Here is a 25,767-nt window from a genome sequence, read left to right on the forward strand (position 1 = left end):
AAACTTATTCAATTTTAAAAAAATTACTATCAAATTTTTATAAATTATCTGCTAATCTTTCATAATTTTTTAATTTCTAGAAATACTATATTAGGAGGTGATTTTTATGAAGAAAAAAATGTTAATACCAGTTATTATGTCTTTATTTATACTTTCACAGTGTATAACTTTATTTGCTTTTACACCCGAAAATAACAAGTTTAAGGTTAAACCATTACCTTATGCTTATGATGCACTTGAGCCATATATAGATAAAGAAACTATGATTTTACATCATGATAAACATTATCAGGCTTATGTTGATAAGTTAAATGCAGCTCTTGAAAAATATCCTGAGCTTTATAATTATTCTTTATGTGAATTATTACAAAACTTAGATTCTTTGCCTAAAGACATTGCTACAACAGTAAGAAATAATGCAGGTGGTGCTTACAATCATAAATTCTTTTTTGATATAATGACTCCTGAGAAAACTATACCTTCTGAATCTTTAAAAGCAGCTATTGACAGAGATTTTGGTTCTTTTGAAAAATTCAAAGAAGAATTCCAAAAAGCAGCTTTAGATGTTTTTGGTTCTGGTTGGGCTTGGCTGGTAGCCACTAAAGATGGTAAATTGTCCATTATAACTACTCCAAACCAAGATAGCCCTGTAAGTAAAAACTTGACTCCTATCATAGGTCTTGATGTTTGGGAACATGCTTACTATTTAAAATATCAAAACAGAAGAAATGAATATATTAACAACTGGTTTAATGTAGTTAATTGGAATGGAGCTTTAGAAAATTACAAAAATTTAAAATCTCAAGAGTAATTAAATATTAAAATCCTTTTGAAAAAAACTTATGTTTGCTATATAATATAATAAAAGATAGTCTAAATTTACCAATATTGTGTTTATAGTGACGATTCAGGAGGATTTTTATATGATAAAAGAAACACATGAAAGGGGAGGATATATATTAGCGCTTTTGATACTCCCCTTTATAAATAATATATATTTAGTCAAATACGATACTACATATAAAATAGTATTAATTATAATCTATATCTATTTTGCATATTTAGGTTCATTGTTTCCAGATATAGATATGAGAGGTTCTTACATAAGTAAAAAATTCATATTAATTTACAAATTATTTGGAAGTAGGTTTAGACATAGAGGGTTTACCCATAGTCTTCTTGCATTATTACTCATTAGTAGTTTTTTTAAGTCTCTAACAATCTTTACCAACAACAATATAGTTTTTTCATGTCTGTCTAGTGGATTTATAATAGGATATTTTTCTCACATGTGTCTTGACCTTATTACCAAAGAAGGTATCGAATTGTTTTTTCCCATTACTATAAACATTTCCTTACTCCCTATAAAAACTAGTTCAAAAACGGAAAAATTCATATCTAAACTTTTAAATTTCATAGTTATTTTTTTAATCGGATATCAATTTTACATTTTATTTTAATGTATTTTTATAGTTACATATTTATAAATTAATTAAATAAATTAAAAAAATTGTCTTAAAAGAATACTTTTAAATTTAATTTTTATTTAAATCTAATTCTTTTAAGACAATTTTAATTTTTTGACAAGTTAAATTCTTTTGTTATCTCTATCATTATCGTGTTTTTTATGATGAAATTCATAGTTATGATTTTCAAGGTTTTTATTAACTTTACTTCCAATCTTCCATGATAAAAATACTAATAGTATAAATGATGCTATCTTTAGTGGACTTGTTATAAATCCTTCTATATCACTTGCCACATAACTTATTACTATAAACATTACAAATTTTCCTGCCAACATTGCTGGAACAAAATCTTTTATATCTTTTTTACAAAAAGCTGATGCAACAGTAACTAAACACCCAGGCATAAATGGACAAGCATATGCTATAAATAGCAGTTTAAATCCCTGTTTGTCCATCCAACTTATTGCTCTTTCAGTTTTACTATTTCTCAACTTATTAAAAAGTCTACTATCAGTAAATCTACTTATTAATAAAAATAATGAGGTTGTCCCAAGCCCTGAGCCAATCCATGATAGCAAACACCCAAGTAATAACCCTTGTATAGCAGCATTTGCTGTAACTATCGCCACAAGTGGTAAGGCTGGTATAAAGCTTTCTATAAATGCACTTAATAAACCAATTATTGTGGCTAACACCCAATAGTTTTGAGTTAAATCAAGTAATTCTTGTATATACTGCATATTGCTTTTCCCCTTTTTTAACTTTAACTATTATTATATACTCTATATTGCTATTACATACCAATTTCAAAAAGGAATCTAATATTCAAAAGTAAATAATTTATGTAAATTTACAGTTAAGGTATCTTTATTTTATTATATATTATAACAAAAAAGTCTTAAAATATGAATCTATCATATTTCAAGACTTTTTCTTTTTATCTAGATATATTTAAACTATAGTATATCTGACTTCATAACATCTTCAAAATCCCCTTTTTCAGATATTAATCTTATCAATTTAACAGTGCAACTTAAATCATTTATAAGTATAGCTCCTACTAATGAACCATCTTTCATAAATAATTTTTTATATACTCTTTTACCTTCATCTTTTGATGAAATTTCTTTATCAAAATCTTGTATATTACCAATACTAAATACTTTAACATTCATAGCATCTAATGAAACTGGATATACATCACTTTCAAATTTCAAACTATCTCCACTTGCATTTGCTCCTGCTATTTTTCCCATTTCTACTGAAGATGGCCATATTGCTAGACTAGTGTTTCCTACTTGTGCAACATCTCCACAAGCGTATATATCTTTAACATTTGTCTGTAATGTATTATCTACAACAATACCTCTATCAATTTTTACAGATGTATCTTGAACCATCTGAGTATTTGCTCTCACTCCAATTGAAAAGACTACCATATCACAGTCAACACTATTGCCATCTTTAAATACAACTTTTTGAGCCCTTCCATTGCCATCAATACCATCAACTGCCACACCTAATCTTACATCTATTCCTGTATCTCTTACACATTGCTCTAGTATTTTACTGCCTTCTTTATCAAGTTGTTTTGATAATATACCATCCATTGCTTCAACCACTACTACTTCTAAGCCTTTTAATTTAAATTCCCATGCTGCTTCAAGACCTAATAGTCCTCCACCAATTACTACAACTTTCTTAGACTTTTCTAATGCTTCTTTTACATTATATAAGTCTTTTATATTTCTAAGTGTAAATACATTTTCTAAATCATGACCTTTAATTGGTGGTATGAAATTTCTACTTCCTGTGGCTATTACAAGCTTATCAAATTTAATAGCTCCATCATTTACTACAATAGTTTTATTTGCTTCATCTAATTTATCTACATTTGTTCCTAATATTACTACTATGTTGTTTTCGTCATACCAAGCTTTATCTTCCATATAGAAATCAGAATTAAGTTCTTCATTTATACCATCAGAAAGTGCAGGTCTATAGTAAGTTAACTCTTCCTCATTAGAAATCATAGTTATCTTACAAGTCTTATTTCTTTTTCTTATAGCATCTGCTGCATAGAAACCAGCTGCACCATTTCCTACTATAACAAAATATTCGTCAGTATCTTTTCTAAAAGTAACCTCATCTTCTTCAACTTCTATAAATTGGTCCTCTTTGGCTCCACATACAGGGCATATACTAGGAGCACTATCTCCTTCAAATACTTCATTACAAATTACACATTTAAACTTTTTAGTCTTCTTTTTACTTCCAAAAGTAGAGTTTAACTTATCTAAGAATTTTCCTGTATAAGCATATAATTTGTCAACTTCTTCCCCTGATGGTTTAAAATTAACAGCAAATGGTTTCACTGTTGTCATTCTAAGCTGATTGATTCTCTCCATAGCATTTTCTATACCTTCTCCACTCCATCCATATGAACCAAATACTGATGCAACTTTTCCACCATGAAGAACTGGATTTAAAGATACTAATATATCCCATATAGGTTTTAATGCATCCCCTAATATTGTTGGTGTTCCAAATAATACACCTTGCGATACTGCTATTTTATCTAGAATTTCTTCTTGCTTATGCTCTATTACATCAAATAAATTTACTTTATAATTGCTATTTTTTTCAATATATGATTTTATAGCCTCTGCCATGATTTTTGTATATCCATGTGCAGAAACATAACAAATTGTAACTTCTTTTTCTAATTTTACTTGTTCATTTACACTCCATTTATAATAAAGGTCTATAATTTTTCTAGGATTTTCAGTCAATACTGGTCCATGACCTGGGCACACTGTGTCTATATCTAAATCTTTTATCTTTTCTATAGCAGTTACCATAGATGGTTTAAATGGCCCCATTATACAATCATAATAATATCTTAAGGCATCTAAGTAATCCTTTTCTTCATCTTCATTAAGAGTGTTTACTATCTTGTCATTACTATAATGACTTCCAAATGAATCACATGTTACAAGAGTTTTATCTTCTTTTATATATGTGTATATAGTATCTGGCCAATGAAGCATAGGTACAGAGAAGAATTCTAAAGTCTTATCGCCTATTGATAGCACATCTCCATCTGCAACTGCAATATATTCAAAGTCTTTGTTTACGATTTCCTTTAGATACTTAATAGCAGTTTCTGAAGCTACTACTTTTGCATTTTTTGCTAAATCTAATAGCTTTTCAACGCTTCCTGCATGGTCTGGTTCAGTATGACTTACCACAATATAGTCAATTTTTTCAAAGTCTATATTTAAATCATTTAATCTTTCAATATATTTCTCAAAATGTTTATCTTTAACTGTTTCAAATAAAACTGTTTTTTCTGTGCCTTTTAAGACATATGAATTATAAGTTGTTCCATAAGGTGTATACATAATTATGTCAAATACTCTTAAATCAGGGTCAAGTGAACCTACCCAATATAAATTTTCTTTTATTTTCAATGATTTTAATGACATACCGTACTCCTCCTAAAATAGTTATTTAACCTTTTTATACCCTATTTGTTATATTTTAAACAAATTTTATTCAAAAAAGAATTTATTTTAAAAGCAACTTGAAACTCTTAATCTTCTTTTTCTACCTCCAGTATAGTTCCTTTTTTAGAATCTACCTTTATGTCATATTCATTTTTATCTTTATCTATTCTTATTTTATAAAAAGTAACATCTAAATCTTTATCTAAACTCCATTCTTTTACTATTCCATCTTGTTCTTTCAATGCAATTTCCATAGCTTTTTGAGGTGTTATTATATCATTTAAATCTAATTTTTCTTTTCTAGCTTTACCATTTAAATCTTCTGAATCCAATTTTTCAGTTTTATCTTGCAATACATCCTTTGTATTAGCATCTATTTTCATCTTATACTCATTATTATCATCTACACCTTCAACAGTATAAACATATTTATTTAAATCGCTTTCAAGACTTAAATCTACTATATCAGCATCCTTATATTTGTCTTTAAACATATTTATTGCATCTGTATAAGGTACTTTGAAGTCTTGTTCCATTAAACTTTCATCAATTTTGCCATCTTTTAAATCACTATTTGAAGCATTTGCTTCTTTTTTTGTATTGCTATTTTGAGGTGCTTGTCCTGAATTTGAATTTCCACTACATGCAGTTAATAAACCTGCAATAAGTATACTTGCTACTAATAAATATAATTTTTTACACATAAAAATCCTCCTTAAATAATAATTAATTTATTCTATATTATGCCCTTTAAACCCTTCATTTACCCTTTTATATTGCATATTTTCCTTACTTTATTTTAATTATTTTCAAAGCTTTATAATCAAAAGCTAAAAATCTATTTTAATATTACTTATATGAAAATTAACCTAAATAATAAGATATGAGTACAAATTTTTAAATTTCTAATATAATACCTGTTTATAAATCATAGTTATTCTTAAAAATAGAAATGTTGAGATAAACTGAGATGAAATTGGATGATACACAAATATCCAAAGTTATACAACTTCTTATTATTTTAAAATACTGAGATAAGATGACTTTCTGTCTATCATAAAATAATATTTAACTATACGTGTATCGCTCAAAGATGAAATATTTTTAAAATCTATATAATATAATTTATTATACCAGAATTTTAAAATTTAAATCTATAAAATAGTAAAAATTATCATTAATTAAATATGAAAATAAAAAATCTACATAAAATAAAAACAACTAAAAGAGATGCTTTAAATAGCATCCCCTTTATATAATTAAAAACTTAAATTTTATTTAGTTCCCTAACTGTTAAATCCATTTTAGGATAAGGTATTGTAATTCCTTCTTCATCAAATCTAATTTTAACATCTTCTAATAAATCAAGGTAAATTGTCCAATAGTCTTCTGTCTTACACCAAGCCCTAATTGCAAATTTAATGGCATTATCTCCATGTTCTACTACTCCTATAAATGGTTCTGGTTCATTTATTATTAATTTATGTCTATTTACAATTTCTTTTAAGACTCTTCTAACATGTAATATATCATCTTCATATCCTACACTAAAAACTAAATCAACCCTTCTAGTATTTTTTGCAGAATAATTTATCAGACTATCATTTGATACAGAGCCATTTGGTATAAGTATCTGCTTATTATCTGGAGTAGCTAATTGAGTATAAAAAAGTCCTATTTGCTCAACTGTTCCTCCATGACCTGCTGCTTCTATGTAATCTCCTACTTTAAAAGGTCTAATCAAAAGTATAATAAATCCTCCAGCAAAATTTGATAAACTACCTTGCAGCGCTAAACCTATCGCTACCCCTGCTGAAGCTATTACAGCAGCAAAACTAGATAAACTCATCCCCCAGTATTCAAGAACAACTATTATAACAGCAACTTTAAGTACACTTAAAAGAAGAGATTTCAAAAACCTTCTTAAAGTTAAATCGACATCTCTTTTGCCAAGAACTGTCATGACATGGTTTACAATTTTTTTTATTATTTTAAATCCAATTGAAAGTATGAGTAAACCTATTATAAGTTTTACTCCACTTGTAGTTGCCCATTCCAAAAGGCTTTCCATCAAACCACCCATGTCCATTTTATTAATATCTAGATTATTTAAATCTAACTTACTTATATCATCTATTTTTGTTGTATCCATAGAAAAAACTCCTTACTTTATATTTTAGAACCAATATTATAGTTTAAAGTTCTTATTTTTCTATTTAATATGATACAATATCATTTAATCATAGTAAACAAGATTTATATTCCAGTTAGCTCTTTTTTCTAAATCCAAACCTTCTATTATTTGTAGAACTTTATGCTAAGCCACTATGAAAATGCTATTGAGTTTTAAAATCATCATTTTTTACACCAATATGAGATGCTATTATAGTTATAATACTTAATACTATAAATACAATAAATCCTCTTTTATATCCATCAACTGTATTATAGAAATTTATTTGTAAAGATATAGCTATGATTAAATTAATAATACCACTTCCTATAAATTCAAAGGTATTAATAACACTAGTTGCCAATCCAGAATAAATCTCTTTATTTTTATATTTAGCATCATTAAATACTTGTAGATGTGACATGACTATACACCCCATTATAAAAAATGCTACTGGTAAAAACATTATTGGTGGTTTTACTTTAAAAACAATTACAATTATTATCCATATAAATAAGTCTATCATTGCACCATATTTTATTATGTTAAACTTGCTAGACTTTATTTTTGCAAACACAAAATCCATGATTATTGAACCAAATATAAATCCATATGTAAAAAATGATACTATAAACGCAGAAAAACTCTTACTAACTCCATAAACATCCATTATGTATCTTACTCCCCAAAGACTTGTAAATGCACTTGTTAAACCTACAAAAGAAAACATTATTATTGAATTATACCATGTTGACTTATTAATTATAACGGACTTAATCCCTTCAATAATACTAATTTTTTCTGATTCTTCATAAATATCAACATTTACATTAAATCCATATTCTCTTGGTGTATCTCTAACAATAATATACATACAACATCCAATTAAAATACCTATTATACCTATTAATAAAAATGAATTTCTCCAACCAATAAATTCGGACAAAAATACTAGCGGAAAAGTAGCAAGAACTCCTCCCACATTTCCAACAAATGAGAACTTAGCTGTTGCAGAAGCAAACTCCGATTTATCAAACCATCTACCTTGAATTTTTAAGATACAGAGTAATATTACTGATGTTCCTGCTCCTACAACTATACGAGAAAGATATGCTAATTCTATATTTTGTATTAATCCAAATAGTATCGAACCTATACTAGCCGTTATTATTCCAATACTACTAATCTTTCTTGCTCCATATTTATCAATTAATATACCTGCTGGTATTTGCATAAGTGCATATGAGTAAAGGCAAAATGATGCTATATTTGATATTTGTATAGAATTAAACCCTAACTCTTTTGCTAAATTATCTGAGACAACAGCAGTTGACATCCTTAAAAATAAGACTAAAATAAATGAAAATGTAATTATGCCCCAAACACTCCATTTAGTCTTTGTATAACTTTTCATATTTTCTCCCTCAAATCTATGTAATTTTAACTTTTATTACTCTGTTTGTAGACTTTCTATTTACAGTATTTGTTTATAAGAATTTTGTAATTATTTATCAAAATTTTTAATATGCATTTCTATTATACAATACACATACACATTTAACCATATATAAGAATTTATTCCTGTTTATATAATACTTAATTAATTCTTAAAGTAAACAAGAGCCATCTTTTAAAGTAACTCTAAAAGATGGCTCTTTATAAAAATATCTATTCTAAATTTAAATTTCTATCTAGTATATATTTTGTAGCAATAAATAATATTACTAAAATTATAATACTACCAAGTATAGCAAACATAAAATGAGAACTTTGATATAAATGATAAATCATGTTAGTATTTTCTCCTGGTAAAAATCTTTCAATTGTACTACCAACAGTTGATATTATCATATTTATAATTATAAAAGAAACAAATGCAGATACATTTCTATGTTTATTAAACTTTGGTAATTGCCCCATTGAAATTGCTGTATATAGCAATAAAATAAATGAAGTATATGAAATAAGCATTGTTAATAATAGCAAGAACATATCTAAAAAATTTTCAAACCCCAATCTGAAAACATTATTAAAAAAATCTAAAATCTCAGCAAATGCAATTCCAGAAGCACTAAAAAACATTAGTACTGCAAATGTACCTACTGCAACTATAAAACTAAGTACCGCATATATAAGTGCTGTTATACATTTGGATAATATAAGTGAACTAGTACTAACAGGAAGAGTAAACATTAAATAGCCTTCATCTCCCAAAAGATTTTTTCTAAATCTTTGAATTGTAACTACAATAGTTAAAACACCCAGTGCCATAAAAAGACTTGTAAGTACAAGTATTCCTATTCCTTGTATTTGGAATATATCAATCTTCATAAATATTCCATTTAATATAGCCACTACTATTATAGCTATATATAATGGTATAAACGTTCTTCCACTTGCCTTTAACTCATATTTTAATAGTTTTCCTAACATTTGAATTCCTCCCTAAATAATGCATCTATAGATTTACCTTTTTCCTCTCTTATTGATTCAACATCTCCTTGTAGTACTATCTCACCTTTAGATATAAATATTACTTCATCACATATATTTTCTATCTCACTTATTAAATGAGTTGCAATCAGCAAAGTACTATCCTCATAATAGTTTTTTAGTATAGTCTTAAGTATATATGACCTTGCAGCTGGGTCAACACCTCCAATAGGCTCATCTAAAATATATATATTTGCTTTTCTTGACATGACCAGAATAAGTTGTACTTTTTCTTTAGTTCCTTTAGACATTGTTTTTAATTTTTCATCTACATCAATATCTAAACTCTTAATCATTTCATTTGCCCTTCTAACATCAAAATCACTATAAAAATCATAGAAAAATTTAAGTAAATCTGATACTTTCATCCAGTCGTTTAAATAAGTTCTTTCTGGTAGGTATGATACTATTTTCTTTGTTTCTATAGATGGCTTCATTCCATTTATCATAATTTCACCATCATCAGGTTGTAATAATCCATTCATCAATTTAATCATTGTACTTTTGCCACTTCCATTAGGACCTAACAAGCCAACTATTTTTCCTTTTGGTATATTCAATTCAACATTCTTTAAAACCTTTTTAGTTCCATAGCTTTTATTTACACCTTTAAATTCAACTATGTCATTTTGAGAAACATCATTTATATTTTTATCCATTTTATAATTCTCCTTTCAAATTTTCTGTTATAAGTTTTAACATTTCATCTTCGTCATATCCAAGTTTTACTAAAGTCTCTTTTAATGTATTTATTTCAACATTGGCTATTTCCTCTTTCATAGCTTTTATTTTTTCCTTATCATCTGTTACAAATCTTCCTTTTGTTCTTTGGCTATAAACCAATCCTTGTCTTTCCAGTTCTGTTAAAGCTTTTTGCATCGTATTTGGATTAACTTCAGCATCCTCAGCAAGTGCTCTTACTGTTTCTAATTTAGAACCTATTTTTATTTCCCCTGAAACTATTTTTAACTTTAGATGTTCTACTAATTGTATGTATATAGGTTTGTTATTATCAAGTTCCCATTCCATATTCATGCCTCCTCATTGTGTTATTATATTATTGTATTAATAACCTAATACAATAATATAATAACACAGCTCATATGTCAACTATTTTTAAATAAAATTATGAATATCTACAAGCTTTTTCATTTAAAGATAGTTTTTATAAAAAATAGCATTTTAAAACCTACTATTAAATCTCAAAATCTTCAGGTCTAAATAGGTATAATACAAGAAATTTCCTTAATCACTATGTTTTTTGATATTTCATTTGGTATTTATTTTTCTCTTGTCTGACTTAGAGATTTACATTCAAGGCTACCAAATTTTATATGAATCTATAAGAATATATGAAGTGAAAAAATAGAATTGTATTTTCAGGTCTCAGTAGCCTTTATTATAATTATGTTCACATGCTATTACTTTTTTATCCTTTTAGCAAACTTTTCCTTAGCAAAATAGTATGACTCTTGTATCATTACTTTTAATTCTTTAAATGTTTTTTCTGAAGGATTTAAGACACACACCCATCCCATCCATGCATAAACAGGATGAGGCATAATTGTATCCAGTTTTGTAAAATCAAAATCCATTTTCACAATTTGCCCAGCATATGGTCGTTTTGGGATATTATCAAACCTTTTAATAAATGTTTCCTTTTTCAAGCATACATTTACACGATAAACATTACTTCGGTTTAGTAATGAACTTTTGTCATTTTCACCATCTTTTTCTTTGATAGTAAGAACATATACTCCTTTCTTTAAAATACCATTAGGATTATAAAATATCCCTCTTTCCCCCCAATTTTCTGTTAAAACAACATCATCTAAATTTGATACACAGTAATTGAATATATCGTCAGCTTTCATATTAAATATCCATCCTTTCTATAATATTTATATTGCTTTCAACACGATAATATCCTATCATATAATAGTGACAATAATTGTCACTATTGTAAAAAAAGGAGTAGAAAAATGTCAAAGGCTGAGCGCTTAATTGAATTGATGATAACTATAAATGCAAAAAGAAATTTTACTCTAAGAGAATTGGCTGAAGAATTTTGTGTATCAAAACGAACAATACTTAGAGATTTACAAGCTTTAGAAAGCATGGGATTCCCTCTATATTCAAAAACAGGAGCAACAGGTGGTTATCATATGTTAAAAGAACGTATACTACCACCAATTACCTTTTCAGAAAGTGAAGCAAAAGCAATATTTTTTGCCTATCAATCGTTAGCTTTTTATCGTGATTTGCCATTTGAACAAGAGAGAGTCTCTGTATTAAAAAAGTTTTTAAATTGTCTACCAGCAGATGTACAACATAATATTACTCAAATACAAAATAAAATTGTATTCTGGACACCAGATAGACATTGCTCTTCTCCCTTGCTAAAAGAACTATTTAACATAATTACAAATAATTCTGCTCTTACAGTTCAATATTCATCAAATAAAAACCAAAGTATCAGAACTATTATACCTGTTGGTTTATATGCAATGAATGGTCTTTGGTACTGTCCAGCGTATTGCTTAAAGTCAAAATCTATCCGTGAATTTCGTGTAGACAGAATTGAAAAGATTGTAAGTATAGAAAATATAACAAGTTCAAAGTACAGTATTCCAAATTCAATACATGAATATCTTGAAAATTTAGAAGTTGCTAAAGATTATCATATTAAAATTCAACTAACAGATATAGGAGTAAAACGCTGTGAGGCAGAATTTCTATTAGCAAAAGGATTGACTGTTTTTCCTAATGGCGGTTACATAGATATGTATATCTCAAAAACAACACTAAACTGGGTAGCTGAATATTTCTTGTCATTTGGAAAAGAGGCCCCTGTACTAGAACCAATTGAGCTTAAAACATTGATAAAATCAAAAATTCAGGAGTTATACAATCATTACTGCAAAATAAACACTGGAGTGTAATGTCAATGGATGCTATCAATATATACTACATTCTAGTGTTTTGTCTAATCTATATGAGATAAGACTATATTTATATTTGTTAATGTTTACATATTTTAATAAATAAATGTATAAAAATCCACATAAAAAAATGAACTCTAGCTTAAAGTTCATTTTTAATATAACTTATTCATTTTTTATAAAGTAAACTGATTATTCTTTTGCTGAAGTGTATGCAATCAATTTTTCAAATTCTTCAATTGGCATTGGTTTTCCAAATAGATATCCTTGTGCCATATCACATTTGACTTCCTTCAATAGTTTAAACTGTGCTTCTGTCTCTACACCTTCAGATATTACTTTCATCCCCAATTCCTTTGCCATCTCTACAACTTTAGTAACAATTATTTTACTTCTCTTACTATTATATGTTTCCATGATAAATTTTTGGTCAAGTTTTAAAATATCCATAGGAATTTCTTTTAACATATTTAATGATGAATACCCTGAACCAAAATCATCCATAGATATTAAAAAACCTATCTCTTTTAAACTATTCATTATATCAATTAAAATATCAAAATTATCAAATATAATACTCTCAGTTAATTCAAGTTCTATATATTTTGCAGGTATATTGTACTTGTCAATTATATTTTTATAGGTTTCTATAAAATTATTACAATATAAATGTATTCTTGATACATTAACTGAAATAGTTAATGGGTTTATACCTGTGTTAATCCATTTTCTAAGTTGTATACAAACTTCTTCTAGTACATATAAATCTAAATTTATTATAAAACCATTTTTCTCAAAAAATGGTATAAACTCATTTGGAGGAATTAATCCCTTATCACGACTTTTCCATCGTACAAGCGCTTCCGAACCTTGTATTTCTCCCGTATTTAGTTCTATTTTAGGTTGCAAGTATACTATGAACTCTTTATTTTCTAAGCTTGAGAACATTGTATTTTCCATCTCTTTTTCTTTTATTTCTTGATCATGAATCTTGTTGTCATAAAATGCATATGAACTTTTATGTCCTCCCTTTGCCATTTTATGAGGTATATTAGCTCTATCTATTATTGGGTTGATATCTTTATCTTCTGGAAGTATAAAGTATATTCCACAACTTAAAACTAATTTATATTTTTCTTCCTGATTATTATTAAATAAATCCAATTCTTTAAATATACATTCTAATCTATTTATTATATCTTCTTCTTCTCTATATTTCATGATTATTGTGAAATTATCAGCAGATATCCTTGCAAATATTTCTTCTTCAAATATATTATGTTTAATAATATTTGTTAAACTACATAAAATTTTATTTCCCACTTCATATCCAAACAAATCATTTATATACTTAAATTTATCAATATCTATATATAATAACGCATATTTCTCTTGAGTGTTTTTGCTTAATATTTTTTTAGCATCAATTACAAATTTATCCATAGTACTTGCTCCTGTAAGACCATCTGTATATACTATCTTTTGCAATTTAACTCTTAAACTTAATTTATCATATATTATATAAAAAATAAGTACTAGACATATTATCGTCATAATAAATATTATCTGCAATGCATAGTAGCTAATAAATTGTTTATTAAATAATCTGAATTCAAGGTTATTTATGGAGTTATTTTTATAAAGCTTATGTAAAGAATAGACTGGTGTTGTATATTTAACTTGTAAAATTATACAAATAAATAAAAAAACCATTAATTTTTTTTGTAATTTCCTCATAAAAATTTCCTCCCATTAAAGCACCTCTATTTGATTATAAATCACTAGCAAACAAACACATTCCAAAAGTTTCCATTTCTTGTAAAATGGATAGTTTTTATTAAAAATTAATATAATTATAATATAAAAATAAAATTTTTCAGAAAATTCATAGAAAGATATAGGCTTTTCATCAATAATTATATGCCAAAATAATCCAATTTATTTTCTATTATACCGATATGAAATGTATAAATCAATAGGAAAGACAACTAATATAACATATTCTATATATATAGTATAGCAAAATTTTACAAATTTTAAAATAAATATAAACTATCCATTTTACAAGAAATGACTACTTTTTATTAAAACACAGTATTTCCAATACATTCACCTTTAAAATTTCATTATGTTTTTCTTCTTCTATTCATTTCGACAAATCAACACTTAATTTTTATAATTAACTAAATTGAATAATATTTAATATAAATTTTTTAATATGCCATTTTTACCTAATTTTTTAAAGTCATTTTTTAGATATAAACTCTTTATAAATTCATTTATATAATTAAAATATTATATAAATGAATTTATAAAGAGTTTATATAATGAATAAATAAATAAAATAACACTAAAGTATATATAAATAAAGCAATACTTATATATTTTAGTGTTATTTATTATCTCAATATATTTAAGAAATTTATATTTAATTTTTTAAATCTTTTCTGTATAAAAGTCTCATCCCTAATATAACTAATATAAAGCTTATTACAAGAACTAAAGCAAATTTAAATATATTTAAATTTGAAAAATCAACCTCAATAAACTTATATAAGTTAGCTATATTTCCTGTTGCATAATGGCTTACTATAACCGCTACACTATTATTTAAGAAATGTAATAACATTGATACAAATATAGAGCCAGACTTATATACACTGTATGCAAATATGATTCCTAATATTGATGTTGGAATTATTCTTATAAAATCCATATGCATAATACCAAACAATACTCCACTACATATTATTGCTAACTTTACAGACTTAACTCCATTTTTGGATTTACTAAATGCAGAAAATATAAAACCTCTAAAAAATATTTCTTCACATATAGCTGGCAATAATCCTATTATCAATAAATTCAATAAAAATTTATCCTTCATAAAAAGAGATTTATTTAAACTCTCAGCCACTTCCATATTTTGAGGAAATAAAAATAAAATTAACTGAGTTATAATCATAATAATTATGTATCCTCCAACCCAAAGAACAACGCCTCCTAAGAGATGTTTTAATGTTGGAATCTTTATACTAAATACTTCTCTAAAATCAGCTTTGATATAATATGCAAATATTAGTGGTAAAGCAATTATCATAACTTGTGTCATTACAATACCTGCTGTTCCAAATTTAATTTGAACCAAAGAACCAACATAAATTAAAAGAACTAATCCTACTGCATACAAAATAATACCATCACTCACAGTTGGTATAGACCCTTTTTTTATATTGCATCTTTTCTCCAAGAAAGAAAAACTCTTACTATTTCCAAAAAGTATTTCTTCAGAATTAAACATTTTAGACAGAAGTATAATTGCCAATATTACAAAAGCTATATTTGATGTTAAAACTAGTGCTATCAGATTTAAATCACTTTTAAAAGATAATACACTTTTTATAAGTAATGATATATTTACCACAGGTATTACAGCTGTTACTCTATCCAATACTATATTGGGTATCATAGAAACATAAGATGGTATCATAATAACCAACATAAGAGGAGTTATATAGTTTTGAGCATCTTTAAAACTTTTTGCTAGTGAACATACACACATACTTATTGCTGCAACTACCATTGAAAACAGACATACACATATTAAAGTAGTAATAACTGGTAAAACTAAATCTCCATAATTAAAATTTCCAAAACCAAACTGGCTACTAAGACCACCACTAACTAAAATAAATGCCATCGTTAATCCCATAGATAAAATATTTAAAATTGCTGTTACTATTGCACTAAGGGAAACAGCCATATATTTTCCCATTACTAATTCTAAATTCGATATTGGGAGTGTAAATAAAGTTTCTAGTGTACCTCTTTCCTTTTCTCCAGCCATAACATCTATTGCTGGATATATTGAACCAAGCAAAACTCCTATTATTAATATAAATGGTAATATCTGACCTAAAAAGTAACCTGCTACTTCTTCTGTTTTTGCAACATCTATAGTACTGTATGTTATAGGTTCCAATGTACTCTGTGCATCTAATCCTTTTTCAGCTAAAGTATTTTCTACAGTAAGTCTCTTGTATTTATCTAAAACAGTTTCAATTCTTTTTACAGAATTAGAAGAATTTTCCTGAGATGAATTCATATATATTTTATAACTTGTAGCTGATTGCTTTTCTTCTATTTTTATGTAGGCATCAATTTTATTTTCTTCTAAAGACTTCTTATAATTATCAACACTTAATATTTTTATCTTGCCTTTATCATTTGTAGTATCTTTATTGTTCCCAGTGTCTCCCTCTAAGTTATTCTCCTTTTCAATCATTGATACAAGCACTTTATTGGGTGTACTATCAAAAGCTATATTAATATCTTTACTATTCATACTATTTGCGGACATATTCATTACCTGAATCATCAACAACATAAGCAAAGGATATAAAAGAAGTGGTATAACAATCATCATAAATAAAGTCTTTTTGTCTCTTAGTATGTCTAACATTTCTTTTTTGAATATGTATTTTACAATTTTACTTCTCATCTAAACCTCCTCCATTCTAGCAAGATTTATAAACACATCTCTCAAGTTATTTACTCCTGATTCTTCTTTTAAACTTTCTGGAGTCCCTGATGCAATTATTTTTCCATTATGAATCATTAAAATCTTATCACATAAAATTTCTGCTTCTTCCATATAATGAGTTGAATAAAGTACAGTTTTTCCTATTAACTTTTCATTTTTCATAAAGTCTATTATAGATGCACTACTCAAAACATCAAGACCTAATGTCGGCTCATCAAAAATATATACTTTTGGGGAATGTATTAAGCAACGAGCTATAGATGTTCGCTGCGTCTGACCAGTTGATAGATTTTCAATTCTGTTGTCTATAAACTCATTCATATCCATTACTTTTACAACATTTTTAATTGATTCTTCTATTTCTTCTTTTGTCATTTCATATAAACTTCCAAAAGTTGTTAAAAGTTCTCTAGGAGAAAGTCTCCCATACAGCTTTGTATTTCCAGATAGATATCCTATTTCTTTTTTTGCTGAATTTCTATCTATTGAATAATCATATCCAGAAACACTTATATTTCCTGATGTTGGTGTTAATATTCCTCCTAACATTCTAAGTAATGTTGTTTTTCCAGCACCATTGGGTCCTAATATTCCAACTATCTCACCTTCTTCAACACTAAAAGAAACATTATTTACAGCAAGAAAGTCTTCTTTTTTAGTTTTAATCTTCTTTAATTTTTTTATCGAACTTTTACCTTTATCATCTTTTACAACCCTTGTAAAAGATTTACATAATTTATCTACCTCTATCATTTACCAACTTGCTCCTTTCTTATTTATAGATATATTTATATAAATATAACATATAAACCTTTTTTATATACTGTTTTTTATTTTAAAATATATTATTTATAAAAACACATATATTTACATGACAAATTATTACTTTTTATTCTTTTATAATATATATATTAACTAATGGATATAAAATAACATATGAATTTTTAAAGTATTAATAAATATTATCAATAAAAAAAAGTGTCTCTAATCTTTTAAACATTCTTTCAGACACTTTTTTCTAATTTCTTTTTTATTTTATTATCTAACTTTTTTGCCAAGTTTAAATACTGATAAAACATCTGACATTACATCTATATTATCTATAGGATTTCCATTTACCACTATCACATCTGCTTTCTTTCCTTTTTCTAGAGTTCCATAATTTTTATCAATTCTTAAAAGTTCGGATGCAGTTTTTGTAGCTGCTACTATTACATCCATGTTATCCATACCATAATCTGACATTAATTTCATTTCATAATACGTCTTTCCATGTTCATTATAAGAAGTTCCTGCGTCAGAACCAACTGCAATTTTAATTCCTTTTTTATACGCTTTTAAGAATGATTCCTTATGAGGAATAGCAACAATTTCGCACTTTCTAAGAGTAGCCTCAGTTATTCCACTTTCTTTTCCTGCATTTAAAATAAAATATGGTGCAGCAACTGTTGGAACTAGATATGTTCCTTTTTCAAGCATCAAATCAATTATTTCATCATCTAAATAAACACCATGCTCTATAGAAGTAATACCTGCAAGAACTGCATTTTTTATACCAGTTCTTCCTTGTGCATGTGTAGCAGTTATTTTACCTGCTTTTATAGCTTCATCTACAGCAGCCTTCATTTCCTCTAAAGTCAACTGTGGTGAACCTGGCTCAACACCATCAGTTGTTACACCTCCAGTAGCCATTATCTTTACACAATCTACTCCATTTTTTAAAACTGTTCTAGCTGATTTTCTACATTCATCTACTCCATCACTTTCAATACCAAAATAGTATCCATGTCCTCCTGTCATACATATAACTGGACCTGAAGTAACTATACCAGGACCATCTATAGATCCTTTGTCTATAAGATTTTTAAGTTGTACATCCACATATTTCGGACAACCTAGACTTCTAATATATGTTACTCCTGAATCTAAATATGCATCAAGTTGTTTTATTGTATTTACTACAAGCTCTACATCAGATACATTCTCATAATAAACTTTTGGATTTCCTACTGGTTCCATTGTCAAATGCACATGACAATTCATAATTCCTGGCATAACAGTTTTATCTAGGTAATCATACACCTCATATCCACTTAAATCTTCTCTTATATCTTCAATTTCAAGTATAGTATCTCCATCAATAATTATACCTTTATTCTCCATAATACTATTTCCTGTTCCATCAATTAAATTTCCTGCTTTTATATACTTTTTACTCATTTTTAAATTATCCCCCTCTTCAAGTATAATGTATTATTTATTTATTATTTTTAATATTCTAATAATTAATTCTACCACTATATTACTATCATTTCAAATTTAAGTGAATTAAATATCGGATTAAACTAGAATATATTATAATATTAGAATATTTATAATATGTAAAAGATATTAATCAAATTGCTTTTATATCAATGCTAAAATAAGACAAGATAATCAAAATGTATATAATTATCTTGTTTTATTTTTATCTATTCATTTTTATATTTTACATGAAAAAATATCTAAATTTAAAGTTATTTGATTAATACTATTATTTAATTTGCTACAAAGAATAACTTATCTTGTAAACTTACATCTCCATTTATCAATTCAGCTTCATATACTGTTTTTTTAAGATTCATATCAAATACTTGAAATTTTATTGGCTTGGTTCCAACTATATCAGAAGTAACTCCACTTCCTTTTTTCTCTCCTGAAATAGTTTCCTTTACACTTGAAATAGAGTATATTTTATCGTCTAATAACTTAACTTTCCTAACACCAGATAGTGCTTCATCATAATCTACTTTTAAATTAAGCTTTTCATAATCTTCTAGTTTAATTTCATTAGAATCAACACTATAAACAAGATTAATTATAAAACGACTCTTATCTGTAACTATAATATTTAGTTTGTTATCTTTAACGATATAGTCTAACTTTGTTTTACTCAATAAGCCCATTTCCCCTTGGTCAGCATTTTTTTCTTTATTTAAATTATCCATAAACTTGTTACTTTTATCGAAAGAATTCTCTTCTATATCATACACAATGAAATCTGAATAATTATCATGACCTTCAATGTCACCATTTATCTCTTTGTTGTTTAACCTCTCTAAATAAAGCTTACTTCCAATAGAAAATTTAATCTCATTAATATTTTGTTGGTATTTACTTTGTGAGTCTAAATTAAATCTATTTAATAATTTATAGGATTTATTTTTTATATCTACCTTTAATATACAAATATTATTGACTGTAACACCTGAAACACTTGTTTCACTAATCACCATATATAAATTTCCTCTATATATTTTGTTAAAAATAGTTTGCCAACTATTTTCTTTAAAATCAGATTTTTTTAAATCAATATCAAAATTTTCTTCTAAGCCACTTTTCAAATTTTTATTTGAAACTTTTATATAATCATTTAAATTGTTTCTTTCCTGTACTGAATTAGACTTAGTAGAAGTATATGCTACCCCTATATTCAAATCATCTTTATATATAAATTCGATTCCTTTACCATCAATAAAATCGCTGTATTTCTTATCAATATGCAAATAATCATTTCCAATTTTAGTTTTAGGATTTATATCATTTCTTGTCCCATTTTTACTTATGGTTACTTCTTCATAAGTATATCTACTTATATTTGGTGTATATACTAAACTAACTCTTCCTATATCCTTTAGATTACCATTTAAAGTTCTTATAGATAATTTATTTTTACTAAGACAACTCAATATCAAAGTCATAATAATCATTGATAAACATACTGTTATAAAACATATTGTATATTTTCCTAATTTCTTTTCTCTCATATATACACCTCCTAAAAGTCAATTTTATTATTTAAAAGTTTATTAGACATAAAACTACATACAAATATGCTCACACTTGAATATACTACAGTAAATACATTACTATATTCATAAGGTATAATAAACTCTACAAGAATTATAAATATTAGAATTTCTATAACTAAAAATAGAAAACTCATTAAAGCTCTCATCTTATACACAGATTTATTTATAAGAATTGATGTGAATACTACACATATAACTCCTATTAGTAAAAATACATATTCTACTAATAAGTTCTCAAAGCTGTATGGAAGTAAAATATTTAATTTATATATTGTTTCTTGTACAAAATTATAGTTTGCAATACTACCAAGCATATAATTAGGTAGTATTTTACTTGCAATAAATAAAGTTATTGTAAATAATATAGTGTAGCTATACACTAGAAACAATACATTTAATAATTTAGATATATAAATATTAATTTTATTCTTAGGAAGCATCACAAGTGTATATATGGATTTGCTTTTCATGTCAAAATCTCTATACCAAATAAAAAAAGCATAACAAATACACACAAATATCCCAAATAAAAAACATGATTGTATAGAACCCATTATGTTTCCAAAACTTGAAAACCCCATGACACTTACTGTTTCTATTGTCTTTCCTACTTTTGATAACTGCTCAGTTTTTACTGCATTTTCTATTATATAGTTATAATCATTTAAATTTTTCACTAGATTTAAAAATACAATAGAACAAAAACAACTTATTATAAATATATAATTTTTTATGTTTCTTTTTAAATCAAACTCAAATAACTTCATTAAATCCCTCATCAATTCACCTACTTTATTTCAAATTCTAAACTGCTATTTGAACTATTAAACTGTAATTCTCCCTTATACACTATTTCTTTCGAATTTTTATTTATTATATATAGAATAGTCTTATTGTCCCAGGGTAGTACGGAATTTGTTTTTGATGTACATACAATGATTTTATTTGAATCAATTTCAATGTTTCTGATGCTTCTTTCTTCTTTTTCATCCAAAACATATTTATCTTCAACTAAACTGCCATCTAGTATGTTATAAGTTATTAAATTTACCTCTTTACTTTTATTGGAATTATCTCTTTCTGACATTATCATATATAATTTACTATCTTTTAGCTTTGCTTTTTCCAAAGACATTCTATTATAACTTTTTAATTCTATTATTTTCTCTTTATTCTCTTTAACATTATACTCAAGTAAATTGAGCTTAGAATCAACATCATCCCATGTATTTGCATTTATCGCTTCTATCAAAATATACATTTTATCTCCATCTTTACTAGAATAACTTACATCAATACTCTGTATGTTGTTGTATTTTTCAAAAAGATACTTGCTTATATTTATACTTTTTATCGTCTCTATTTTTTTACTTTTAGTATTAATCTTTATTATATCTATATTATTCAAATCTTCTTCATTTTTTTCTGATGACTCATTTGGAGCATAAAGCACAGACACATATAAATCTTTTTTGTATCTTTTTGATGATAGCACTTTTACATGATACTCATCGATATCTTTATCTACTTTATATTTAGTTCTTATAAAATTATCCATATCTAGTTTTTCATATTCAACTTTTTTATCACTTCCTTCTGAAATAAATACACCTTTTTCTAGGTCTTCTTTTTTCTCATCTATAACAAAATTTATCCCTTTTGAACTAGATTTAGAATCATCACTTATTTCAAAACCAACATGAGCTATTGAATCCAAACCACTAGAGACATCGATTAGGTTATTCGTGTTCTCACTCTCTTTTATTGATTTTAATAATTCTGTTTTTTTAGTTTTATTGCTTCCATTTATTATATATCTTGAATTTATATATCCATTAAAATCATATCCAAAATATATGTTTATATAACCCAATTCATCTTGGTCACCTTTTATCGTTTTTATACTTAAATTGTTTTCATTGTTCAATAGGTCTATACTAAAATATATCGCCACTGCTAAAAATATAATAAGTATAGATATTTTAGATTTTAATTTCATGTCACACCTCCTAAATAGACAATTTCTTATTTATTAAGAAATAAGAGATTCCATTTAAAATAAACATTATAACTATAAAACTTAATACATAGTTACCTAAGGAATTAAGTTGTGTTCCAACAAATCCATAATACTTTCTAAACAAACTAATTATATTTATATATACTGTTGAAAAATATAACCCTGCCAAAATTATCAAGGTAATTAAAATCACATAAAATTTACCTCTGTAAGAAAATGTGAATAATATACAACTATTCAAAAAAGAAATAGCTACAAACAGTAAAAATACATAAATTGTTATGAAAGAAATAAAATCGATTGGAATACTTTTTAAATTTAAATAATATAAATCCTGAGCAAAGGACATATTAACTATTGGAACATTTCTAAAAACAAAATTAAATATGTGTTTACATATAAATAATGTTGCTATCTGACTTATCAAAAAACCATATACCATTGTTATCAAAGTGATTGACTTAGATATACAAAGTTTAAATTTATTCTGAGGTAACATCATTAAAGTATAAATACTTTGATTTTTAGAAAAGAAATCTCTTTTCCACATAAAAATATAGTATGTAAACATTCCCAATATTCCATACAGTAAAATTGTTTGGATACATCTAAGATTGCCAATGATACCTATTCCATAAAATACACCTCCAAAATCCTCTATTGCTAAGTTTATAATAAATTTAGAGTTCTTAAATTTAATAATTTCAAATAAATTTAAGCCCAATGTAATTAAAGATAAAAAAGATATATAGGCTATATAAAACCTCTTATTTCTCCTTAAATCTACATTTATTAGACATAGAAGCTTATTCATTCTTATATACCTCCCTCATTTTATCTAATATAGACTTACCTTCTCTTTCTCTCAAATCTTCTGCATTAAATGATGTTATTACTTTACCTTCATCAAGAATTATAACTTCATCAACTAGACTTTCTATTTCTACTATCTCATGAGTGGTTATAATAATAGCTTGATTTTCTTTCATATACTGTGCTATTACTCCTATAAATTCTTCTCTTTTAAACAAGTCAATCCCTGTGAATGGTTCATCAAGTAATATATAGTCTGGGTCTTGACAAAATCCAAGAATTAATTTTACTCTTGCAATATTTCCTTTAGATAAATTGTCAATTAATTCATTTTCATTCAGTTTAAATATATCCATCATTTCTTTTGATTTTTCTTTATTCCATCTTGGATAAAAAATTTCCATAAATTCAAATGACTCTTTTATTGTTGTATTACTAAAGTGAGATTCTACATCTGGAACAAATGCAAGTTTATTATATATGTTTTTATTCATTTTTTCTCCATCTATTAAAATCTCTCCACTATCAATTTTTATAAGCCCTGCTATTGCTTTTAAAATTGTTGACTTACCAACACCATTTATCCCAAGTAAAGCTGTTATTTTTCCTTTTTCAATACTAAAGCTTACATTCTTTAAAGCATCTATTTTCTTTACTTTTAGTCCTTGCATTATTTTATATGTTTTGCTTACATTTTTAATTTCTATCATATTAGTATCCTCCATATTTAATATGCTTGTACAATTAACCTTATAAGTTAAGTGTTTATATTTATTAAAAAACTAATATCTATCTTCTATTATCTTTAAAACTTCTTCTTTAGTAACATTTATTGCCTTCATATCTTCTATAAATACAACTAAAGATTCATTTATTAACTCTAGTTTTAAATTTTTTAATATATTTTCATCAACTGTCACGCTACTCTGATAGTTTTTAAAAGTATTTATTATATTCATATCACCCATCTCCTTATATGCTCTTTGAACAGTATTTAAATTTACTTTTAAATTAAGTGCCATTTCTCTTCTTGATGGTATTGTTTCTCCTGGTTTTAATTCTCCTGTTACTATTTGTCTCTTTATATGCTTTATTATTTGCAAATAAATTGGAGATGTATTATCTAATTCAAAATTCATACTTCCTCCTATTCTAGTGTATTAATACGATAATACACTTTTTCTAAAAAAATACACTTCTACTTTAAATTTTATTTTATATTTCGTTAAGTGTATTATACGATTAATACACTTAATTTGTAAATACTTTTTAATAAATTATTTGATTTTAATTTATTAAATCATTGAAATCAAAATTCAAATAATAAGTTTACAAAATTGAGCATCAAATGAGAGGATATATATTTTATGTTATGTTAGACTTGAAAACAAACAAGGTAAGGTTATATCATCAATGAATCAAAAATCTTATATTGTACTAATACTTAATGGGTTAATTAAACCATTATAAACATACCTAAGGAGGAAAACAAATGAATTATAAAATTGAAATTAAAAACATCGAATCAGTCACAGCAGCTACTATGAGTTACAATGGACCCATGACTGAAGCAACAAAATATTTTCCAAATGTATTTAAATCTATAAAAGGAAAATCAAATGGTGCACCATTCTTTTGCTACCATAATGTTGACCAAGAAACTGGCATAGGAAAAATGGAGTTATGTGTACCAACTTCTGAAACTCCAAATCGTATGGGTGTAACAATAAAAGAGTTTCCTAAAACAAAAGCTTTGTTTTTTACCCACATTGGTTCATATAACAATTTGCCGAAAACATATGAAATGATATTTAAATATATTCATGAAAATAATCTAACAATAAAAACTCCTTGGAGAGAAGTATTTATTAAAGGACCAGGTATGCTAATAAAAGGTAATCCAGATAAATATATTACAGAAATCATATTTCCACTTAAAGAGGAGGAATAATAC

At 26.1% G+C, this 25,767-nt stretch carries 23 protein-coding genes; 4 read left to right on the forward strand and 19 right to left on the reverse strand.

All coding sequences use genetic code 11. From position 1 onward, the window contains the following. Positions 1–106 precede the first annotated feature (106 nt). A complete protein-coding gene (locus IC175_RS02940) occupies positions 107–811 on the forward strand; it encodes a superoxide dismutase (RefSeq protein WP_285891625.1) in 705 nt (234 codons plus the stop codon). Positions 812–923: 112 nt separating this feature from the next. Beyond that, the gene (locus IC175_RS02945) at positions 924–1,460 is read left to right on the forward strand and encodes a metal-dependent hydrolase (protein ID WP_227433086.1); all 537 of its coding nucleotides are present in this window, start codon (positions 924–926) and stop codon (positions 1,458–1,460) included. Positions 1,461–1,588: 128 nt separating this feature from the next. Here IC175_RS02945 and IC175_RS02950 read toward each other — a convergent pair whose 3' ends face one another. The 9 genes from IC175_RS02950 to IC175_RS02990 form a co-directional block, all read right to left on the reverse strand. Beyond that, positions 1,589–2,209 carry a TVP38/TMEM64 family protein gene (locus IC175_RS02950; RefSeq protein WP_227433084.1) on the reverse strand — a complete coding sequence of 207 codons (621 nt, stop codon included), beginning with the start codon at positions 2,207–2,209 and terminating at the stop codon, positions 1,589–1,591. Positions 2,210–2,425: 216 nt separating this feature from the next. Continuing rightward, positions 2,426–4,957, reverse strand: a complete 2,532-nt coding sequence (locus IC175_RS02955; RefSeq protein ID WP_227433083.1) for an FAD-dependent oxidoreductase — start codon at positions 4,955–4,957, stop codon at positions 2,426–2,428. A gap of 107 nt (positions 4,958–5,064) precedes the next feature. Then, entirely contained in the window at positions 5,065–5,682 is a 618-nt protein-coding gene (locus IC175_RS02960; RefSeq protein WP_227433082.1) for a PepSY domain-containing protein, read from the reverse strand. 563 nt (positions 5,683–6,245) lie between these two features. Beyond that, positions 6,246–7,130 (reverse strand): mechanosensitive ion channel family protein, encoded by an 885-nt coding sequence (locus tag IC175_RS02965; protein WP_227433080.1) that lies wholly within the window; start codon positions 7,128–7,130, stop codon positions 6,246–6,248. 184 nt (positions 7,131–7,314) lie between these two features. Continuing rightward, positions 7,315–8,565, reverse strand: coding sequence for an MFS transporter (locus IC175_RS02970; RefSeq protein ID WP_227482403.1), 1,251 nt, complete (start codon positions 8,563–8,565; stop codon positions 7,315–7,317). Positions 8,566–8,819: 254 nt separating this feature from the next. Then, positions 8,820–9,584, reverse strand: a complete 765-nt coding sequence (locus IC175_RS02975) for an ABC transporter permease (RefSeq protein ID WP_227433076.1) — start codon at positions 9,582–9,584, stop codon at positions 8,820–8,822. Then, the gene (locus tag IC175_RS02980) at positions 9,578–10,303 is read right to left on the reverse strand and encodes an ABC transporter ATP-binding protein (protein ID WP_227433074.1); all 726 of its coding nucleotides are present in this window, start codon (positions 10,301–10,303) and stop codon (positions 9,578–9,580) included. Before IC175_RS02980 ends, IC175_RS02975 begins: the two co-directional genes overlap by 7 nt. 1 nt (position 10,304) lies before the next feature. After that, a complete protein-coding gene (locus tag IC175_RS02985; RefSeq protein WP_227433073.1) occupies positions 10,305–10,673 on the reverse strand; it encodes a GntR family transcriptional regulator in 369 nt (122 codons plus the stop codon). A 392-nt stretch (positions 10,674–11,065) separates the two neighbouring features. Next, entirely contained in the window at positions 11,066–11,518 is a 453-nt protein-coding gene (locus IC175_RS02990; protein ID WP_227851085.1) for a DUF6194 family protein, read from the reverse strand. A 108-nt stretch (positions 11,519–11,626) separates the two neighbouring features. On the opposite strand from IC175_RS02990, the gene IC175_RS02995 reads away from it, so the two are divergent. Continuing rightward, complete coding sequence (locus IC175_RS02995; RefSeq protein ID WP_227851086.1) at positions 11,627–12,586, forward strand: helix-turn-helix transcriptional regulator; 960 nt, start codon at positions 11,627–11,629, stop codon at positions 12,584–12,586. A 192-nt stretch (positions 12,587–12,778) separates the two neighbouring features. Here IC175_RS02995 and IC175_RS03000 read toward each other — a convergent pair whose 3' ends face one another. The 10 genes from IC175_RS03000 to IC175_RS03045 form a co-directional block, all read right to left on the reverse strand. Next, on the reverse strand, positions 12,779–14,323 hold the full coding sequence (locus IC175_RS03000) for a putative bifunctional diguanylate cyclase/phosphodiesterase (RefSeq protein ID WP_227823786.1): 1,545 nt from the start codon (positions 14,321–14,323) through the stop codon (positions 12,779–12,781). Between the two features lie 691 nt (positions 14,324–15,014). Beyond that, positions 15,015–17,087 (reverse strand): ABC transporter permease subunit/CPBP intramembrane protease, encoded by a 2,073-nt coding sequence (locus tag IC175_RS03005; protein ID WP_227823785.1) that lies wholly within the window; start codon positions 17,085–17,087, stop codon positions 15,015–15,017. Further along, entirely contained in the window at positions 17,088–17,882 is a 795-nt protein-coding gene (locus tag IC175_RS03010; RefSeq protein ID WP_227851087.1) for an ATP-binding cassette domain-containing protein, read from the reverse strand. It lies immediately after the preceding gene. A gap of 285 nt (positions 17,883–18,167) precedes the next feature. After that, entirely contained in the window at positions 18,168–19,349 is a 1,182-nt protein-coding gene (locus tag IC175_RS03015) for a metal-dependent hydrolase family protein (RefSeq protein ID WP_227823784.1), read from the reverse strand. Positions 19,350–19,666: 317 nt separating this feature from the next. Further along, a complete protein-coding gene (locus tag IC175_RS03020) occupies positions 19,667–20,935 on the reverse strand; it encodes a hypothetical protein (RefSeq protein WP_227851088.1) in 1,269 nt (422 codons plus the stop codon). Positions 20,936–20,946: 11 nt separating this feature from the next. Then, positions 20,947–21,747, reverse strand: coding sequence for a hypothetical protein (locus IC175_RS03025; RefSeq protein WP_227433057.1), 801 nt, complete (start codon positions 21,745–21,747; stop codon positions 20,947–20,949). Positions 21,748–21,767: 20 nt separating this feature from the next. Continuing rightward, positions 21,768–22,979: a hypothetical protein gene (locus IC175_RS03030; RefSeq protein ID WP_227823782.1), complete on the reverse strand. Its 1,212-nt coding sequence runs from the start codon at positions 22,977–22,979 to the stop codon at positions 21,768–21,770. A 10-nt stretch (positions 22,980–22,989) separates the two neighbouring features. Continuing rightward, positions 22,990–23,814 (reverse strand): ABC transporter permease, encoded by an 825-nt coding sequence (locus IC175_RS03035; RefSeq protein WP_227433055.1) that lies wholly within the window; start codon positions 23,812–23,814, stop codon positions 22,990–22,992. Further along, complete coding sequence (locus IC175_RS03040; protein WP_227851089.1) at positions 23,807–24,523, reverse strand: ABC transporter ATP-binding protein; 717 nt, start codon at positions 24,521–24,523, stop codon at positions 23,807–23,809. The genes IC175_RS03035 and IC175_RS03040 overlap by 8 nt, the downstream gene beginning before the upstream one ends. A gap of 72 nt (positions 24,524–24,595) precedes the next feature. Continuing rightward, the gene (locus tag IC175_RS03045; RefSeq protein WP_227433053.1) at positions 24,596–24,952 is read right to left on the reverse strand and encodes a GntR family transcriptional regulator; all 357 of its coding nucleotides are present in this window, start codon (positions 24,950–24,952) and stop codon (positions 24,596–24,598) included. 353 nt (positions 24,953–25,305) lie between these two features. Between IC175_RS03045 and IC175_RS03050 the strand changes: the two genes are divergently transcribed. Beyond that, positions 25,306–25,764: a GyrI-like domain-containing protein gene (locus IC175_RS03050; RefSeq protein WP_227482395.1), complete on the forward strand. Its 459-nt coding sequence runs from the start codon at positions 25,306–25,308 to the stop codon at positions 25,762–25,764. Positions 25,765–25,767 lie beyond the last annotated feature (3 nt).

Origin of the sequence: Clostridioides sp. ES-S-0123-01, assembly GCF_020658415.1 — a bacterium.
Classification (GTDB): domain Bacteria; phylum Bacillota; class Clostridia; order Peptostreptococcales; family Peptostreptococcaceae; genus Clostridioides.

What these genes read in the sequence shown, in the direction of transcription:
- IC175_RS03035 (WP_227433055.1), bottom strand. Translation starts at nt 23,814, where the DNA reads ATGAATAAGCTTCTATGTCTAATAAATGTAGATTTAAGGAGAAATAAG.
- IC175_RS03050 (WP_227482395.1), top strand. Translation starts at nt 25,306, where the DNA reads ATGAATTATAAAATTGAAATTAAAAACATCGAATCAGTCACAGCAGCT.
- IC175_RS03000 (WP_227823786.1), bottom strand. Translation starts at nt 14,323, where the DNA reads ATGAGGAAATTACAAAAAAAATTAATGGTTTTTTTATTTATTTGTATA.
- IC175_RS03030 (WP_227823782.1), bottom strand. Translation starts at nt 22,979, where the DNA reads ATGAAATTAAAATCTAAAATATCTATACTTATTATATTTTTAGCAGTG.
- IC175_RS02990 (WP_227851085.1), bottom strand. Translation starts at nt 11,518, where the DNA reads ATGAAAGCTGACGATATATTCAATTACTGTGTATCAAATTTAGATGAT.
- IC175_RS02945 (WP_227433086.1), top strand. Translation starts at nt 924, where the DNA reads ATGATAAAAGAAACACATGAAAGGGGAGGATATATATTAGCGCTTTTG.
- IC175_RS02965 (WP_227433080.1), bottom strand. Translation starts at nt 7,130, where the DNA reads ATGGATACAACAAAAATAGATGATATAAGTAAGTTAGATTTAAATAAT.
- IC175_RS02980 (WP_227433074.1), bottom strand. Translation starts at nt 10,303, where the DNA reads ATGGATAAAAATATAAATGATGTTTCTCAAAATGACATAGTTGAATTT.
- IC175_RS02970 (WP_227482403.1), bottom strand. Translation starts at nt 8,565, where the DNA reads ATGAAAAGTTATACAAAGACTAAATGGAGTGTTTGGGGCATAATTACA.
- IC175_RS03015 (WP_227823784.1), bottom strand. Translation starts at nt 19,349, where the DNA reads ATGAGTAAAAAGTATATAAAAGCAGGAAATTTAATTGATGGAACAGGA.
- IC175_RS02960 (WP_227433082.1), bottom strand. Translation starts at nt 5,682, where the DNA reads ATGTGTAAAAAATTATATTTATTAGTAGCAAGTATACTTATTGCAGGT.
- IC175_RS02955 (WP_227433083.1), bottom strand. Translation starts at nt 4,957, where the DNA reads ATGTCATTAAAATCATTGAAAATAAAAGAAAATTTATATTGGGTAGGT.
- IC175_RS03045 (WP_227433053.1), bottom strand. Translation starts at nt 24,952, where the DNA reads ATGAATTTTGAATTAGATAATACATCTCCAATTTATTTGCAAATAATA.
- IC175_RS03025 (WP_227433057.1), bottom strand. Translation starts at nt 21,747, where the DNA reads ATGAAGTTATTTGAGTTTGATTTAAAAAGAAACATAAAAAATTATATA.
- IC175_RS02985 (WP_227433073.1), bottom strand. Translation starts at nt 10,673, where the DNA reads ATGGAATGGGAACTTGATAATAACAAACCTATATACATACAATTAGTA.
- IC175_RS03005 (WP_227823785.1), bottom strand. Translation starts at nt 17,087, where the DNA reads ATGAGAAGTAAAATTGTAAAATACATATTCAAAAAAGAAATGTTAGAC.
- IC175_RS02940 (WP_285891625.1), top strand. Translation starts at nt 107, where the DNA reads ATGAAGAAAAAAATGTTAATACCAGTTATTATGTCTTTATTTATACTT.
- IC175_RS02975 (WP_227433076.1), bottom strand. Translation starts at nt 9,584, where the DNA reads ATGTTAGGAAAACTATTAAAATATGAGTTAAAGGCAAGTGGAAGAACG.
- IC175_RS03020 (WP_227851088.1), bottom strand. Translation starts at nt 20,935, where the DNA reads ATGAGAGAAAAGAAATTAGGAAAATATACAATATGTTTTATAACAGTA.
- IC175_RS02995 (WP_227851086.1), top strand. Translation starts at nt 11,627, where the DNA reads ATGTCAAAGGCTGAGCGCTTAATTGAATTGATGATAACTATAAATGCA.
- IC175_RS02950 (WP_227433084.1), bottom strand. Translation starts at nt 2,209, where the DNA reads ATGCAGTATATACAAGAATTACTTGATTTAACTCAAAACTATTGGGTG.
- IC175_RS03040 (WP_227851089.1), bottom strand. Translation starts at nt 24,523, where the DNA reads ATGATAGAAATTAAAAATGTAAGCAAAACATATAAAATAATGCAAGGA.
- IC175_RS03010 (WP_227851087.1), bottom strand. Translation starts at nt 17,882, where the DNA reads ATGATAGAGGTAGATAAATTATGTAAATCTTTTACAAGGGTTGTAAAA.